This is a genomic window from Roseateles sp. NT4 (genome assembly GCF_051857475.1).
Taxonomy (GTDB): Bacteria; Pseudomonadota; Gammaproteobacteria; order Burkholderiales; family Burkholderiaceae_C; genus Pelomonas.
In genome coordinates this window covers 1,846,995-1,863,031 of record NZ_JBPZGZ010000001.1, presented here as the reverse complement: position 1 = coordinate 1,863,031, position 16,037 = coordinate 1,846,995, and the positions used below count along the sequence as shown (strand labels likewise).

The 16,037-nt window shown below is 67.5% G+C and carries 11 protein-coding genes and 1 tRNA gene; 8 read left to right on the top strand and 4 right to left on the bottom strand.

The genetic code is table 11. The features are described from left to right. Positions 1-142: 142 nt before the first annotated feature. From leuA to pbpG, 3 genes are all read left to right on the top strand, one after another. Complete coding sequence (gene leuA, locus ACS5PN_RS08740) at positions 143-1,831, top strand: 2-isopropylmalate synthase (protein WP_439463529.1); 1,689 nt, start codon at positions 143-145, stop codon at positions 1,829-1,831. Further along, a complete protein-coding gene (locus tag ACS5PN_RS08735; protein ID WP_439463528.1) occupies positions 1,828-3,369 on the top strand; it encodes a 2-isopropylmalate synthase in 1,542 nt (513 codons plus the stop codon). Before leuA ends, ACS5PN_RS08735 begins: the two co-directional genes overlap by 4 nt. Before the next feature lie 397 nt (positions 3,370-3,766). After that, on the top strand, positions 3,767-4,765 hold the full coding sequence (gene pbpG / locus ACS5PN_RS08730; RefSeq protein WP_439463527.1) for a D-alanyl-D-alanine endopeptidase: 999 nt from the start codon (positions 3,767-3,769) through the stop codon (positions 4,763-4,765). 54 nt (positions 4,766-4,819) lie between these two features. Here pbpG and ACS5PN_RS08725 read toward each other — a convergent pair whose 3' ends face one another. Next, positions 4,820-5,590, bottom strand: coding sequence for an IclR family transcriptional regulator (locus tag ACS5PN_RS08725; protein WP_310261887.1), 771 nt, complete (start codon positions 5,588-5,590; stop codon positions 4,820-4,822). 76 nt (positions 5,591-5,666) lie between these two features. Between ACS5PN_RS08725 and ACS5PN_RS08720 the strand changes: the two genes are divergently transcribed. After that, entirely contained in the window at positions 5,667-6,758 is a 1,092-nt protein-coding gene (locus ACS5PN_RS08720; protein ID WP_439463526.1) for a TIGR03790 family protein, read from the top strand. On the opposite strand, the gene hpnE is transcribed toward ACS5PN_RS08720, so the two are convergent. Genes hpnE through hpnC form a run of 3 tightly spaced genes read right to left on the bottom strand, consistent with a single transcriptional unit; the run spans position 6,686 to position 9,641 of the window. Continuing rightward, positions 6,686-7,975: a hydroxysqualene dehydroxylase HpnE gene (gene hpnE, locus ACS5PN_RS08715; protein WP_439463525.1), complete on the bottom strand. Its 1,290-nt coding sequence runs from the start codon at positions 7,973-7,975 to the stop codon at positions 6,686-6,688. The genes ACS5PN_RS08720 and hpnE overlap by 73 nt on opposite strands. After that, entirely contained in the window at positions 7,972-8,820 is an 849-nt protein-coding gene (gene hpnD, locus ACS5PN_RS08710; protein ID WP_439463524.1) for a presqualene diphosphate synthase HpnD, read from the bottom strand. Before hpnD ends, hpnE begins: the two co-directional genes overlap by 4 nt. Further along, positions 8,817-9,641: a squalene synthase HpnC gene (gene hpnC, locus ACS5PN_RS08705; protein WP_439463523.1), complete on the bottom strand. Its 825-nt coding sequence runs from the start codon at positions 9,639-9,641 to the stop codon at positions 8,817-8,819. The genes hpnD and hpnC overlap by 4 nt, the downstream gene beginning before the upstream one ends. Before the next feature lie 145 nt (positions 9,642-9,786). On the opposite strand from hpnC, the gene ACS5PN_RS08700 reads away from it, so the two are divergent. The 4 genes from ACS5PN_RS08700 to tig all read left to right on the top strand — a co-directional run bounded on the left by ACS5PN_RS08700 (position 9,787) and on the right by tig (position 15,978). Further along, the gene (locus ACS5PN_RS08700) at positions 9,787-10,914 is read left to right on the top strand and encodes an efflux RND transporter periplasmic adaptor subunit (protein WP_439463522.1); all 1,128 of its coding nucleotides are present in this window, start codon (positions 9,787-9,789) and stop codon (positions 10,912-10,914) included. A 13-nt stretch (positions 10,915-10,927) separates the two neighbouring features. After that, positions 10,928-14,113, top strand: coding sequence for an efflux RND transporter permease subunit (locus ACS5PN_RS08695; protein WP_439463521.1), 3,186 nt, complete (start codon positions 10,928-10,930; stop codon positions 14,111-14,113). 436 nt (positions 14,114-14,549) lie between these two features. Continuing rightward, a tRNA-Leu gene (locus ACS5PN_RS08690) sits at positions 14,550-14,636 on the top strand. Between the two features lie 28 nt (positions 14,637-14,664). Further along, the gene (gene tig / locus ACS5PN_RS08685) at positions 14,665-15,978 is read left to right on the top strand and encodes a trigger factor (protein ID WP_439463520.1); all 1,314 of its coding nucleotides are present in this window, start codon (positions 14,665-14,667) and stop codon (positions 15,976-15,978) included. Positions 15,979-16,037: the final 59 nt, after the last annotated feature.

The window sequence follows — 16,037 nt, the reverse complement described above, 5'->3', positions numbered from 1 at the left end:
CCTAGAGGAACCACGGGTTCGCTAGTCAGTCACGCACGTACACGCTCACACCTGACACCAACGGCCCGTATGCAACCGCAGCGGGCCTTTCTCGTTTTCCGAATGCTGCAGGTTGCGCCCACCCCAACCGGATGGACTCACCATGTTGAAGCAACCGCAGCAAAAGTACCGCCCCTTCGCCCCGATCGCATTGCCGGACCGCACCTGGCCCGACGCCGTGCTGACGCGTGCGCCGATCTGGCTGAGCACCGACCTGCGTGACGGCAACCAGGCCCTGATCGAGCCCATGGACATCGCCCGCAAGCTGCGAATGTTCCAGCAGCTGGTGAAGATCGGCTTCAAGGAGATCGAGGTCGGCTTCCCTTCGGCGTCGCAGACCGAGTTCGACTTCGTGCGCCTGCTCATCGACGGCGGCCACATCCCCGACGACGTGACCATCCAGGTGCTGACCCAGGCGCGGGCCCACCTGATCGAGCGCACCTTCGAGTCGCTGGACGGCGCCAAGCAGGTCATCGTCCACGTCTACAACGCCGTCGCGCCCATCATGCGGCGCGTCGTGCTGGGCACGGACGAAGACGGCATCGTCGAACTCGCCGCCTCGCATGCCCGTCAGATCAAGGAGCTGGCCGCGGCTCGTCCCGGCGTGGACTGGCGCTTCGAGTATTCGCCCGAGATGTTCTCCGGCACCGAGCTGGCCTTCAGCAAGCGTGTCGTCGATGCGGTGACGGCTGTCTGGGCGCCCACACCCGAGCGCAAGTGCATCATCAACCTGCCGTCCACCGTCGAGCACAGCACGCCCAACATCTTTGCGGACATGATCGAGTGGATGCACCGCCACCTCGAGCGTCGCGACAGCATCGTGCTGTCCGTCCACCCGCACAACGATCGCGGCACGGGCACGGCGGCGGGCGAGTTCGCGCTGATGGCCGGTGCTGATCGCGTCGAAGGCTGCCTGTTCGGCAATGGCGAACGCACTGGCAATGTCGACCTCGTCAACATCGCACTCAATCTCTACACCCAGGGTGTGGACCCGCAGCTGGACTTCTCGGACATCGACGAGGTGCGCCGCTGCGTCGAGCACTGCACGCAGATCCCGGTGCACCCGCGCCATCCGTATGTGGGCGACCTCGTCTACACCTCCTTCTCCGGCTCCCACCAGGACGCCATCAAGAAGGCCTTTGCGGCGCGCCGGGAGGGGGAGATTTGGGATATGCCCTATCTCCCTATCGACCCCAAGGACCTGGGCCGCAGCTATGACGCCGTCATCCGCGTGAACAGCCAGTCAGGCAAGGGGGGCATCGCCTATCTGCTCGAGGCCGAGTACGGGCTGGAGCTGCCGCGCCGCCTGCAGATCGAGTTCAGCCAGGTCGTGCAGCGCGTCATGGACGACGCCGGCAAGGAGCTGACTGCGGCTGACATCTACGCCATCTTCGAGCGCGAGTACGGCATCGGCAACGCCGGCGCCTCCGTCGTGCAGCCGCAGATGACCGAGGTGGCGGGCGGCGCGATGCGCCTGTCGGCCGAGGTTGTGCTGGGCGGCTGGATGGGACATGTGCAGGGCGAGGGCAACGGCCCCATCGACGCCTTCGTCAATGCGCTGTCGTCGCGCCTGGGCCAGGACGTGCGCGTGCTGGACTACCACGAGCATTCGATCGGCAGCGGTGCCGATGCGCGCGCGGTGGCCTATCTGGAACTGCGGGTAGGGGATGTGACTCGCCACGGCGTCGGCATTGATGGCAGCATCGTGCGTGCGTCCATGCAGGCCATCCTGTCCGGCCTTTCGCGGGCGCCGGTGGCCGTGCCCCAGATTCGAGAGGAAAACGTGCGATGACCGACAAACTCATCATCTTCGACACCACGCTGCGCGACGGCGAGCAGTCCCCGGGCGCGTCCATGACGCGCGAGGAGAAGATGCGCATTGCCCGCCAGCTGGAGCGCATGAAGGTCGACATCATCGAGGCCGGTTTTGCGGCGTCCAGCAATGGCGACTTCGAGGCCGTCAAGGCGATTGCCGCGGCGGTCAAGGACAGCACGGTCTGCTCGCTGGCCCGTGCCAACGACCGCGACATCTCGCGCGCCGCCGAGGCCCTGGCGCCGGCCCACCGGGCACGCATCCACACCTTCATCGCCACCAGCGAACTCCATATGGAGAAGAAGCTGCGCATGACGCGTGACCAGGTGCTGGAGCAGGCGACGCTGGCCGTGCGCTTTGCGCGCAATCTGTGCGGCGACATCGAGTTCTCGCCCGAGGACGGCTACCGTTCCGACATCGACTTCCTGGCCCGCGTCTGCGAGGCCGTCATCAAGGAAGGTGCCGGCACCATCAACATCCCCGACACCGTCGGCTATGCCATCCCCGAGCTGTACGGCGACTTCATCCGCCGCCTGCGCGAGAAGGTGCCCAACAGCGACAAGGCCATCTGGAGCGTGCACTGCCACAACGACCTGGGCATGGCGGTCGCCAACTCCCTGGCCGGCGTGAAGATCGGTGGCGCTCGCCAGGTCGAGTGCACCATCAACGGCCTGGGTGAGCGCGCCGGCAATTGCTCGCTCGAAGAGATCGTCATGGCCGTCAAGACGCGCCGCGACCATTTCGGCCTGGACGTCGGCATCGAGACCTCGCAGATCGTGCCCGCCTCCAAGCTGGTCTCGCAGACGACGGGCTTCGTCGTTCAGCCCAACAAGGCCGTCGTCGGCGCCAATGCCTTCGCGCATGCCTCGGGCATCCACCAGGACGGCGTGCTGAAGGCTCGCGATACCTACGAGATCATGCGCGCCGAGGACGTGGGCTGGGCCGCCAACAAGATCGTGCTCGGCAAGCTGTCGGGCCGCAATGCCTTCAAGCAGCGCCTGCAGGAGCTGGGCATCGAGCTGGAAAGCGAGGCCGAGGTCAACAACGCCTTCGTGCGCTTCAAGGACCTGGCCGACCGCAAGAACGAGATCTTCGACGAGGACATCATTGCGTTGGTCATGGACGAGTCCGTCATCAACGATGTCGAACACTACCGACTGCTGTCGCTGGCCCAGCGCAGCGAGACGGGCGAGCGCCCGCATGCGGCCATCGTCTTCGCCGTCGGCCACCAGGAGCACCGCGCCGAGAGCGACGGCAACGGCCCGGTGGACGCGACGCTGCAGGCCATCGAGTCCGTCGTGCAGTCGGGCGCCGAGATGCTGCTGTATTCGGTGAACGCCATCACCGGCGGCAGCACCGAGTCGCAGGGCGAGGTGACGGTGCGGCTGCAGCATGCCGGCCGGGTCGTCAACGGCGTGGGTGCCGACCCCGACATCATCGTGGCCTCGGCCAAGGCCTATCTGAGTGCGCTGAACAAGCTGCAGAGCAAGGCCGAGCGGGTTGCCGCCCAGGGCTGACGGCGCCAGGCGCCTGTAACCGCCGTGACCGCGATCACGGCGCTCACAAACGTTTTCACGCGCTTGCGGAATCTGGCGCGGAAAGCCCTGTCTGCTCCTGCTTCAAACCCCGGCCTACCCCTTCAAAATCCAGTCCATGGATGACCCGCGAGCAGCGCGCGGGTCGGCTGAAAGGTAAAAGTGGGCATTCGGGCCTGTCCGGATACCCCTGGCTTGTCAGCCAAGGCCTACTTGCATGCGTTTGGAGCCCGCTGCGAAGCGAAAGAGCCGGTGGCAAGCCTGAGGTGACGGCCCGTCAGTACGGGACAAGAGTTCACTTGAGGTATCTCACTTAAGTTCTTATCTTGTCGGTACTTTTGGCGTCACGTACACTGACGCCCTGCGTTGGGGACCTCCGTTGAAGACATTTGCCGCCGCTTTTCTGAGCCTCGCCTTCCTGGCCGCACTGCCCGGTGCCGCCTCGGCTGCCGCCGACACCTCCACCAAGTCCAAAGCCACCCGCACGGCCGCCAAGACGGCTGCCGCGCCGACGCGCAAGGTGCGTTCGGTCGTGCTGCGCAAGGCGGCTGTCCCCGTAATTCCGGCCGTGCCGACCTTCGGCCAGGTCGCCGGCCTGCACCAGGTGGACGACCCCCTGGCCCTGAAGTCCAGCGTGGCCTATGTGCTGGATCAGGACACCAACGAGGTGCTGTTCTCCAAGAATCCCCAGGCCGTGCTGCCCATCGCCTCCATCACCAAGCTGATGACGGCCCTGGTGGTGGTCGAAGCCGGCCTGTCGCTGGACGAGAAGATCTCGGTCACCGACGAGGACATCGACACCGAGAAGTTCACCCGCTCGCGCCTGACCGTCGGCACGACGCTGACGCGTGGCGACATGCTGCATCTGGCCCTGATGGCCAGCGAGAACCGCGCCGCCCATGCGCTGGGCCGCAACTATCCGGGCGGCCTGGACGCCTTCGTCGCCGCCATGAACGCCAAGGCCCAGAGCCTGGGCATGGCCGACACCCATTACGTCGAGCCCACGGGCCTGTCCAGCCGCAACCAGAGCAGCGCCGCTGACCTGGCCAAGCTGGTCAACGTGACCAGCCAGGTGCCGCTGCTGCGCGACCTGTCCACCTCCCGCGAAGCCCGCGTCGCCCTGGGCAAGCGCCTGGTGCAGTTCCACAGCACCAACGGCCTGCTGTCCAACCCGCTGTGGGACATCGGTCTGCAGAAGACGGGCTTCATCAACGAAGCCGGCAAATGCCTGGTCATGCAGGCCAGCATGGCCGGCCGCAAGCTCATCATGGTGTTCCTGGACTCCAGCGGCAAGGCCTCGCGGATTGCCGATGCCGAGCGCATGCGCAAGTGGCTGTCCACCCAAAGCGAAGGGGCGGCCGTCTCCGCCAAGCTCTGAGCAGCTGACGCCAATGAAAACGCGGCGCCTCGGCGCCGCGTTTGCTTTTGAGCGTCAGGCGCGGTGGCCGAGGGCTGCCGAGATCTGCGCCGCCGTTTCCTTCAGCCTCACGACCCAGCTCTCTTCCAGCCGGTCGGCCGGCGCGGAGATGGACAGCCCGGCCACCAGCTTGGCCTGGTCGTCATAGATGCCGGCGGCCATGCAGCGCACGCCCAGTTCCAGCTCCTCATCGTCCCGCGCAATGCCGCGCTGGCGCACCATGGCCAGTTCGCGCTCCAGCGAGCCGATGTCGGTCAGGCTGTTGCGCGTGTGGCCCGACAGGCCGGTGCGCGTGGCGTAGGCGCGCACGCGCGGGCTGTCGTCGCTGGCCAGGAAGAGCTTGCCCACCGACGTGAGGTGCAGCGGCGCGCGGCCGCCGACGGCGCGCACGACCTGCATGCCCGAGCGCTCGGAATAGGTGCGCTCGATGTAGACGATCTCGTCGCCCTGGCGCACCGACAGATTGACGGGCTGGTGGGTGAACTTGTGCAGTTCGCGCATGGCCGGCAGGGCGGCGTCGCGCACGTCCAGGCGCGCCTTCACGAGATTGCCCAGCTCCAGCATGCGCATGCCGAGTCGATAACTACCGGCTTCGGGTCTGTCCACGAAGCGGCCCAGGGTCAGGTCATTGAGAATCCGGTGCGCCGTGGAGGGGTGCAGGCCCGTGGCCTCGGAAAGGGCCTTCAGCGAGACCGGATCCTGATGCTGGGCCAGCACGTCCAGCAGCGAGAACATGCGTTCCAGCACCTGGATCGCCGGTGTCTGCTGGGCCTCTTTGGATTTCATGCCGTCATTGTGGGGGAGATTGCCTGTGTTTTGTATGGCGAAAGCGGGCTTCAGAAGATGGCAAATTGGTGCGCTGTTGGCCTTGGCCTTCCTGGGCGCCGTGCAGGCTGCCGAGCCGGCCTCCGCACCGGCGGCGACCAATGAGGCGCGCTGGGGCCGGGTGCCCAGGTTTTACGGGCGCATCACCGCCAATGAACTGGGCCTCGTGATCAACACGGCCGACCCCTACTCCGTCACGGTGGGCGAGTACTACGCCAGGCGTCGCGGCATACCGGCGGAGCAGATCCTGCGTGTGCAGCTGCCGCTGCGGGCCAGCCTGACGCGCGAGGAGTTCGCGGCCCTGGATCAGGCCATCCGCAACCAGATGCCCGAGCACGTCAACGGCCTGGCCCTGGCCTGGGTGACGCCCTATGCCGTGGACTGCAACGCCCTGACCAGCGCCCTCGGCATGGGACTGCAGCCTCAGGTCTGCTCGAACAGCTGCGCCGCCACCCGCACCAGCCCCTACACGGGTTATTTCGGCGCCAAGCCCTGGCTGGTCATCGGCCTGCGGCCGACGATGCAACTGGCTGCCCGGTCGGTGCCCGCTGCCATGGCCATGATCGAGCGAGGCATGGCGTCCGACCATACGCTGGCCGCCGGCTCTGCCGAACCGGCCATGGCCTATCTGGCGGCCACGCCGGACGCAGCCCGCAATGTTCGCGAGCGCCTGTTCCCGCCTTCGGGCCCGGTACCCGGCGTGGCCGGTTTCGAGGTCGCCAGGGTCAGGAGCGAGGCGCTGCCGGCTATGCGCCGCACCCTCATCTATCAGACCGGGCTGGTGCGCGTGCCCAAGCCCCTGGGTGGCGAATGGCTGCCCGGCGCCCTGGCTGATCACCTGACCTCGGCCGGCGGCCTGCTGGACAAGCCGCCCGCGACCGAGGGCCAGATGAACATCCTCGACTGGATCGACGCTGGCGCAATCGCCAGTTATGGCACGGTCAGCGAGCCCTGCAACCACCTCCAGAAGTTCCCGCATCCACAGATGCTGATCGCGGCCTATGCCCAGGGCCTGAGTGCCCTGGAGGCCTATTGGCACAGCGTGGCCTGGCCGGCTCAGGGCGTGTTTGTCGGCGAGCCGCTGGCCGCACCCTTCGCGCCCGTACCGGCGTCGGCGCCCACGCCCTGAGCGGCAGCGAGACCTGCGCGTACCGCACCTTCAAGCGTGGCGGGGTAGGGGCCGGCGATGTAGTCGCCCGCGGCCCACAGGCCAGGAGCGATGCGGGCTGAGGCTCGCTGAAGGCCGGGCGTACAGGCAAAGGTGGCACGCTTCTCCGTCAGCACCCTGTCGCTGACGGGCGGCGTGACCCAGTCGATCTCGCGTGTCGCCTGGGCCAGCACCGCCTCGGCGCAACCGCCGCGTTCGACCCAGGCCGCGGCGCCGCTGACGACGAAGGCAAAGCGGCCCGGCGCACCGCCAAGAGCGCCATGGTCGAAGACGAACTGCGCCGGTGCATCCGGCCCCTCGCGCAGGGCCAGCATGGGTGAGGGCAGGGCGCTGCCGGGGCTGCTCAGGTAGACGGTGATGATGGGCTCGAAGTCCAGGGCGCCGGCCGTGGCCGACCAGCCCGGGGCGATCCCGGCTGTCAGGCGGGCCGCCTCGACGCTGGTGCAGGCCAGCACGACGCCGTCAAAAGCCTCGCCGTCAACACGCCAGCCGGGCTCGATCTGCTGCACGCGCCTGCCCAGGCGCAGGCGTTCGCCCAGCCAGGCCGTGGCCGGGCCGGCCAGCAGCTCGGACAGCGGCCGGCGCGGCAGCAGCAGGTCGGCGCTGCCCGGGCCGCTGAAGAGAGCATCCTTCAGCACGCGCAGGAAGACCTGGGCGCTGGCCTGCGGAGCCGGCGTGTTCAACGCGGCCACGCACAGCGGCTCGACAAGATCGCGCTTCACGGCGGCGGGCAGGCCGGCGCAGAGCTCGGCGACGCTGAGGCGGGCGTCACAGCGAAAGCCGCGCGCCAGCCAGCCGCCCGCGGCCAGCAGAAGGCCGATCCGGGCCGACAGCGGCCAGCCGCGATGCGCGAGCACGCCGCGGGTGAAAGCGATCAGCGGCGAGCCCGGCGGCAGGCGCAGGCCGGGTTCGCCGGGATAGGGCAGGGCCAGCGGCAGGCGCTTCAGCACCTGACCCGTATCCACGCCCAGACGCGCCATCAGGGCCAGGCTGTCGCGGTAGGCGCCGATGAGGATGTGCTGGCCGTTGTCATAGGGCGGCTCTCCCGTGACGCTGCGCGCGCGCCCGCCCAGCTGCGGTGCCATCTCGAAGACGGTGATGTCATGGCCGGCATCGGCCAGCGCGACGGCGGCTGAAATGCCGGCCCAGCCGCCGCCGACGATGGCGACGCGGCTCACTTGCCGCGCCAGTTGGTTTTCATCGCGATCCAGAGCTTGCGCAGCGGCGTCAGCGCGATGCGCTGGTGCAGCACCTGGAAGTTCTCGCGTTCAATCTCGACGAGCAGGGCGCGGTAGATATTGGCCATCATCAGGCCCGGCTTCTGCGCCACGCGGTCGACCTCGGGCAGCAGGGCCAGGGCCTCTTCGTAGAGACGATGCGCCCGTTCCGCCTGGAACTTCATCAGCGCCGTGAAGCGGTCGGAGTAGCCCCAGGGCTTGCTGCGCAGCAGGATCTCGTTGGCCTTGACGCCGAACTGCTGCAGCTCGTTCACCGGCAGGTAGATGCGACCGCGCCGCGCGTCGTCACCGACGTCGCGGATGATGTTGGTCAGCTGCATGGCCTGGCCCAGCTTGTGGGCGTATTCGACGGTCTGCGGCTGGCTGCGGCCGAAGATGCCGCTGGCCACCTCGCCAACGACGCCGGCCACGAGGTGGCAGTAGCGCGCCAGGCCGGGGTAGTCCAGGTAGCGCGTCTGCTGCAGGTCCATCTCGCAGCCTTCGATGACGGCGTTGAGATGCTCCAGCCGGATGTCATAGGTGGCCGTGTGCGGCATCAGCGCCTTCATGCACGGGTGGCTGGGCTGGCCGGCAAAGGCACTGGCCACTTCCTTGCGCCACCAGGCCAGCTTGGTCGCGGCGACCCCGGCGTCCTGGGTTTCGTCGACGACGTCGTCCACCTCGCGGCAGAAGGCATAGAAGGCCGTGATCGCTGCCCGCCGCGGCGGCGGCAGGAAGAGGAAGGCGTAATAGAAGCTCGAGCCGCTCGCGGCGGCTTTTTCCTGGACGTATTGCTCTGGGCTCATGGTGCGGCCCGCATTGTCAGGGCGCGCCACAGCAGTCGTGGGACATCCCAAACCCTGAGGGCAGGGCGGTGCAGCAGGCTGTCGTGGTGGCGCGCCTCGATCTTGTCGAGGATGAGCAGGCCGCCCTGGACGACCAGGCGCAGCTCCCAGCCGGCTCGCCCGGGCAGGGTCAGGGCCAGTGGGGCGCCTTCGAGCATCAGTTCGCGGGCCCAGGCGCAGAGGTCAGCAATCAGCGCGCGGGCGGCCGGGCCGTCCTGGCAGGCCAGCACGCCATCGGCTGTGACGCCGTGGTGGTCAAGATCGCTCTGCGGCACATAGAGGCGACCGTTGGGGCCGTCGCGGCTGAAGTCCTGCCAGAAGTTGATCAGCTGCAGGGCCGAGCAGATGGCGTCTGACTGGCGCAGCGAGACGGCGTCACCCACGCCGTACAGGCCCAGCAACAGCCGGCCCACCGGGTTGGCCGAACGGCGGCAGTAGTCCAGCAGGTGTGCGCGGTCGCGGTAGCGCGGCGGGGTCAGGTCCTGCTCGAAGGCGTCCAGCAGGTCGTGCAGCAGCGGCGGCTGCAGCCGATGCATCTCCCGCGCAAGCGGGCCATAGACGTGGGGCCAGCGCGACGAGGGGGCTTGGCCGGCCACGACGGCGGCCAGGTCGGCACGGTAGTCGTGCAAGGCCTGGACACGCTCGGCCGTGGAGGCGTCACCTTCATCGGCCAGGTCGTCGGCCGTCCGCGCGAAATGGTAGATGGCGGCGACCGCCGGCCGCAGGGCGGGCGGGCACAGCACGGAAGCAACGGGAAAGTTCTCGTAGTGGTCGACGCTCAAGCTTTTTCTCAAGTTCCGCTTGCAAAGCCGCGATGTTCCAGCGAAATTCGGCGAGGTTTGACAGCTGTCACAGGGTCTGAATACATTACTGACCCGCCGGTCATTAAATTTCAGGGCTGGTCGTTTCATCCCTGCCGAGGTCTGCATGTCCCATCTTCTGCGTCTTGCGCCGCCCCTGCTGCTGGCGACGCTGCTTTCCGCACTGTTGTCCGGATGCGGCAAGCAGCCTGCTGCCCCCGAGCCGGAGCGGGCGGTGCGCACGCAAGTCGTCAGCGCCGGCTCGGCCAGCGCCAGCCATGAGTATGCGGCCGAGGTGAGGCCGCGCATCGAGTCCCGCCTGTCCTTCCGCGTCAGTGGCAAGCTGCTGAGCCGCTCGGTCAACCTGGGCGATCCGGTCAAGGCCGGCCAGGCCCTGGCCCGCATTGACGCCCAGGACCTGAAACTGGCCGAAGCGGCCGCCAGCGCCGCCGTCATGGCCGCTCGCACCAACCGTGATCAGGCCGGCCAGGACTACAAGCGTTTTGTCGACCTGCAGCGCCAGGGCTTCATCAGCGCCGCCGAGCTGGAGCGCCGCGATTCGGCCTTCAAGGCCGCGCAGGCCCAGCTGGAGCAGGCCAAGGCGCAGTCCGATGTGCAGGGCAACCAGTCCGGCTATGCCGTCCTCACGGCCGATGGCGCCGGTGTCGTCACCGGCATCAACGCCGAGCCCGGCCAAGTGCTGGCCGCGGGCACACCGGTCGTCACCGTGGCCCTGGATGGCCCGCGCGACATCGTCTTCTCGGTGCCCGAGGATCAGATCGCCCGCGTGAAGGCCGCGGCGGGCCAGCCGGGGGCGCTCAAGGTTCGCCTCTGGGGCGCCGACAAGACCTATCCGCTGACGCTGCGCGAAGTGGCCGCCGCGGCGGACCCGGTCACGCGTACCTTCCTCATCAAGGCCGATGCCGGCAAGCTGGACGTTGGACTCGGCCAGTCCGCCACCGTTGTGCTGGACCTGCCGCAGATGGCCGGCGTCATCAAGCTGCCTCTCGCGGCCGTGCTGCAGCAGGGCGGCAAGACCTCGGTTTGGGCGCTGGACGGCCCGTCGATGACGGTCAAGCCCGTGGCCGTGCAGGTCGGCGGCGCCGAGGGCAACGAGGTGGTGATAGCCAGCGGCCTGACGGCCGGCCAGGAGGTCGTTGTTGCGGGCGTGCATGTGCTGAACCCGGGCCAGAAGGTCAAGCGCTACGTGCCGCCGCGCACGACGGCGGCGCCGGCTGCTGCTGCCTCACGTTGAACCGGGACCGCACATGAGTCCCGATATCACCAAACAGCCCCACGTCGGCGGCTTCAACGTCTCGCGCTGGGCGCTCGAGCACCCGGCCCTGACGCGCTACCTGATGGTGGTGCTGATGCTGATGGGCTTTGTCGCCTATTTCCAGCTCGGACAGGACGAGGACCCACCGTTCACCTTCCGCGCCATGGTCATCCAGGCCTTCTGGCCGGGTGCCACGGCCCAGCAGATGGCCGACCAGGTCACCGACAAGATCGAGAAGACACTGCAGGAAGTGAACCACGCGGACAAGATCCGCTCGTACACCAAGCCAGGCGAGTCGCTGACGGTCTTCCAGGTCAAGGACAACACGCCGCCCAAGGAGGTCGCCGACCTCTGGTACCAGACGCGCAAGAAGATCGGTGACATGCGCTCCACACTGCCGCAAGGCGTGCTGGGGCCGGTGTTCAACGACGAATTCGGCGACGTCTACGGCTCCATCTACGCGCTGTCGGCCGATGGCTTCAGCCGCGAGGAGCTGCGCGAGCATGCCGACCGCGTGCGCCAGGCCCTGCTCCAGGTCAAGGACGTGGCCAAGGTCGAGATCTTCGGCATCCAGCCCGAAAAGGTCTTCATCGAGGTCTCGCAGAAGCGCCTGGCCCAGCTGGGTCTGGATTTCAACCAGGTCATCAATCAGATCGGTGCGCAGAACGCCGTCGAAGGCGCGGGCGTGCTGAACGCCGGCAGCGCCAACTTCCAGATCCGCGTGCAGGGCCAGTTCAGCACGGCCCAGGCCCTGGCCGAGGTGCCCATCCGCGCGACGAATCCGCAGACCGGCGTGGCCAGCCAGATGCGCCTGGGCGACATCGCCACCATCAAGCGCGAATACGTCGACCCGCCGGCCACCAAGGTCCGCCACCAGGGCAAGGAAGTGCTGGCCCTGGGCGTGTCCATGGCCAAGGGCGGTGACATCATCGCCATGGGAAAGGCCCTGGCCGGCGCCCTCAAGGGCATCGAGCGCGAACTGCCGGCCGGCATCCAGCTCGAGCAGATCCAGGACCAGCCCAAGGCCGTGACGACCTCGGTCGGTGAGTTCGTGCATGTCCTCATCGAGGCCGTCGTCATCGTGCTGGCGGTCAGCTTCATCTCGCTGGGCCTGCACACCCGCCCGCTACGCATCGACATCTGGCCGGGCCTGGTCGTCGGCATCACCATCCCCCTGGTGCTGGCCATCACCTTCACGACCATGTTCTATTGGGGCGTGGGCCTGCACAAGATCTCGCTGGGCTCGCTGATCATCGCGCTCGGCTTGCTGGTGGACGACGCCATCATTGCCGTCGAGATGATGGTGCGCAAGCTCGAAGAGGGCTACGACAAGATGCATGCCGCCACGTATGCCTACGACGTGACGGCCATGCCCATGCTGACCGGCACCCTGATCACGGCGGTCGGCTTCCTGCCCATCGGCCTGGCCAAGTCGACGGTGGGCGAGTACACCTTCGCCATCTTTGCCGTCACCGCGGCGTCGCTGGTCATCTCCTGGGCGGTGTCGGTCTATTTCGTGCCCTATCTCGGCGCCCTGCTGCTGAAGAGCAAGCCGGCGGCCGATGGCGAGGTGCACGAGCTCTTCGACACGCCCTTCTACAACCGCTTCCGTGGCGTCGTGCGCTGGTGCGTGGAGAACCGCTGGAAGACGATTGCCATCACGCTGCTGGTGTTCGCACTGGGCCTGGTCGGCATGGGCCGGGTGCAGCAGCAGTTCTTCCCGGACTCCAGCCGCCCCGAGGTGCTGGTCGACCTGTGGCTGCCCGAGGGCTCGACCATCCAGGAGACCGAGGCCCTGGCCAAGCGCTTCGAGGCGCGCATGCTGAAGGAGCAGAGCATCTCCACGGTGACGACCTGGATCGGCTCGGGCGTGCCGCGCTTCTATCTGCCGCTGGACCAGATCTTCCCGCAGGCCAATGTCACGCAGTCCATCCTGGTGCCCAAGAGCCTGGCCGAGCGCGAGGAGTTGCGAAAGCGCCTGCCGGCCGTGCTGGCCGAGGAGTTCCCGGAGGCGCGTGGCCGCGTCAAGCTGCTGCCCAATGGCCCGCCGGTGCCTTATCCGGTGCAGTTCCGCGTCACCGGCGCCGACCCCAAGATCGTGCGCGACTGGGCCGACAAGGCCAAGGACATCCTGCGCGCGAGCCCCAATATGCGCGGCGTCAACGACAACTGGAACGAGAACGTCAAGATGCTGCGCCTGAAGGTCGACCAGGACAAGGCGCGGGCGCTCGGCGTGTCCAGCCAGACCCTGGCGCAGTCGGCCCGCACCCTGCTGTCGGGCACCGTCATCGGCCAGTACCGCGAGGCGGACAAGCTCATCGACATCGTGCTGCGCCAGCCCCTGGACGAGCGCGCCGTCATCACCGACATCGCCAACGCCTATGTGCCGGCCAGCACCGGCCGCGCCATTCCGCTGACCCAGATTGCCAAGGTCGATTTCGACTGGGAGCCGGGCGTCATGTGGCGCGAAGGTCGGCTGTACGCCGTCACGGTCCAGGGCGACGTCGCCGAAGGCCTGCAGGGCGCCACCGTCACCAAGGAAGTCTGGCCCCAGCTGGAGGAACTGCAGAAGAAGATGCCCGTGGGCTACGGCATCCAGATCGCCGGTGCGGTGGAGGAGAGCAGCAAGGGCACGGGCTCGATCGCGGCCGGCGTGCCCATCATGCTCTTCATCACCTTTACGCTGCTGATGCTGCAGCTGCAGAGCTTCAGCCGCGCCATGCTGGTCTTCCTGACCGGGCCGCTGGGCATTGCCGGCGTCGCCATGGCCCTGCTGGTGCTGAACCGCCCCTTCGGTTTCGTTGCACTGCTCGGCGTCATCGCGCTGATGGGCATGATCATGCGCAACTCGGTCATCCTGATCGACCAGATCGAGCAGGACCGCGCCCGCGGCGTGCCGGACTGGTCGGCCATCGTCGAGTCGGCGGTGCGGCGCTTCCGTCCCATCGTGCTGACGGCGGCTGCGGCCGTGCTGGCCATGATCCCGCTGTCGCGCAGCGTGTTCTGGGGCCCGATGGCCGTGGCCATCATGGGTGGCCTCATCGTCGCCACCGTGCTGACGCTGCTGGCCCTGCCGGCCATGTACGCGGCCTGGTTCCGCGTCGTGCGCCCCAAGGAGGAGGAGCACAGCCGGCTGCACAGCCGCTTCGCCGACACCGAAGCGTCCGAACCAGCCTGAGCGTCGATGCTGCATTACGGGCCGAGCGCTGGGCCTGCCTTGGGCCAGAGGCCCAAGGCCTTCCGTAGGCACAAGCAGTCCGCAGGGACTGCTTGTGTCCGACTTCAGTTCGCCGAGCCGGCCCGCCTGAGGCCGTTAGCGGCTCAATGCCGCAAGCGGCCTCGTCCCCTCGGGGGCTGAGGCCGGACACGGCAAGTCCTGTGGACTTGGCGTGCCTGCCGGAGAGCAGCCGCTCCGTCGGCTGCGCGGTCTGCAAGACCGACCAGACCGGCACGCGTTCAGCGGTGCCGGGCTGGGCGAGGGGCTCCATTTTTTAGGGTTTTGCCGCCCCGCGCATCGGGGCGGCGGGTAAGCCGTGCGAGGTCGCTACAATCGCCGGTTTGCCGAATCGCCTATGGGGTCGCTTTCCAAGCGGCCCAACAAAAACCATCCCGTTGCGCGGGTGGCGAAATTGGTAGACGCACCAGGTTTAGGTCCTGACGCCTTCACGGGCGTGCCGGTTCGAGTCCGGCCCCGCGCACCACTGTCCTTCAACTGCTCCCGAGTCCATCATGGCCGTCACCGTCGAAACCCTCGAAAAGCTGGAACGCCGCATCACCCTGCACGTCGCGGCCGCTGACATCAACAACGAAGTCGAGTCGCGCCTGAAGAAGCTGGCCCGCACCGTCAAGGCCGACGGCTTCCGTCCTGGCAAGGTGCCGATGAATGTCGTCGCCCAGCGTTATGGCTACTCGGTGCAGTACGAAGTCGTGAACGACAAGGTCGGTCAGGCTTTCATGACTGCCGCCAACGAAGCCCAGCTGCGTGTCGCCGGCGCTCCCCGCATCGAGCAGAAGAACGAAGCGCCGGAAGGCCAGATGGCCTTCGACGCGACCTTCGAGATCTACCCCGAAGTCAAGATCGGCGACCTGGCCGCCGCTGAAGTCGAGCGCGTCACCAGCGAAGTCACCGACGACGCCATCGACAAGACCGTCGAGATCCTGCGCAAGCAGCGCCGCAACTTCGCCCAGCGCCCGGCCGCCGATGTGGCCCAGGCCGGCGACCGCGTCACCATCGACTTCGAAGGCAAGATCGACGGCGAGCCCTTCCAGGGCGGCAAGGCCGAAGGCTTCCAGTTCCTGATCGGCGAAGGCCAGATGCTGGAGCAGTTCGACGCCGCCGTGCGTGGCATGAAGGCTGGCGAGTCCAAGACCTTCCCGCTGCAGTTCCCCGAGGACTACCACGGCAAGGACGTGGCCGGCAAGGAAGCCGACTTCCTCGTGACGGTCAAGAAGATCGAAGCCCAGCACCTGCCCGAAGTGAACGAGGCCTTCGCCAAGTCCCTGGGCATCAAGGACGCTTCCGTTGACGGCCTGCGCGCCGACATCAAGAAGAACCTTGAGCGCGAAGTGAAGTTCCGCGTGCTGGCCCGCAACAAGGGTGCCGTCATGGACGCCCTGGTCGCTGCTTCCGAACTGGATGTGCCCAACGCCCTGGTCGAGGGTGAAGCCGCCCGCATGGTCGAGCAGGCCCGCGAAGACCTGAAGAAGCGTGGCGTCAAGGATGCCGACAAGGCCGAGATCCCCACCGACATCTTCAAGCCCCAAGCCGAGCGCCGCGTGCGCCTGGGCCTGGTGGTCTCGGAACTGGTGCGCTCCAACAATCTGCAGGCCAAGCCGGCCCAGCTGCAGGCTCACATCGAAGAGCTGTCGCAGAGCTACGAGAAGCCCGCCGAAGTGATGCGCTGGTACCTGGGTGACCGCGAGCGCATGGCCGAAGTCGAAGCCGTTGTCGTCGAGAACAACGTCACGGACTTCGTGCTGACCACGGCCAAGGTGACCGACAAGGCCCTGCCGTTCGACGAGCTGATGGCCGCCGGCAACTGATAGCCCCTGGCTTCAGCGAGGGCGCCGTGCCGCGAGGCTCGGCGCCCTTTTGCTTGCAA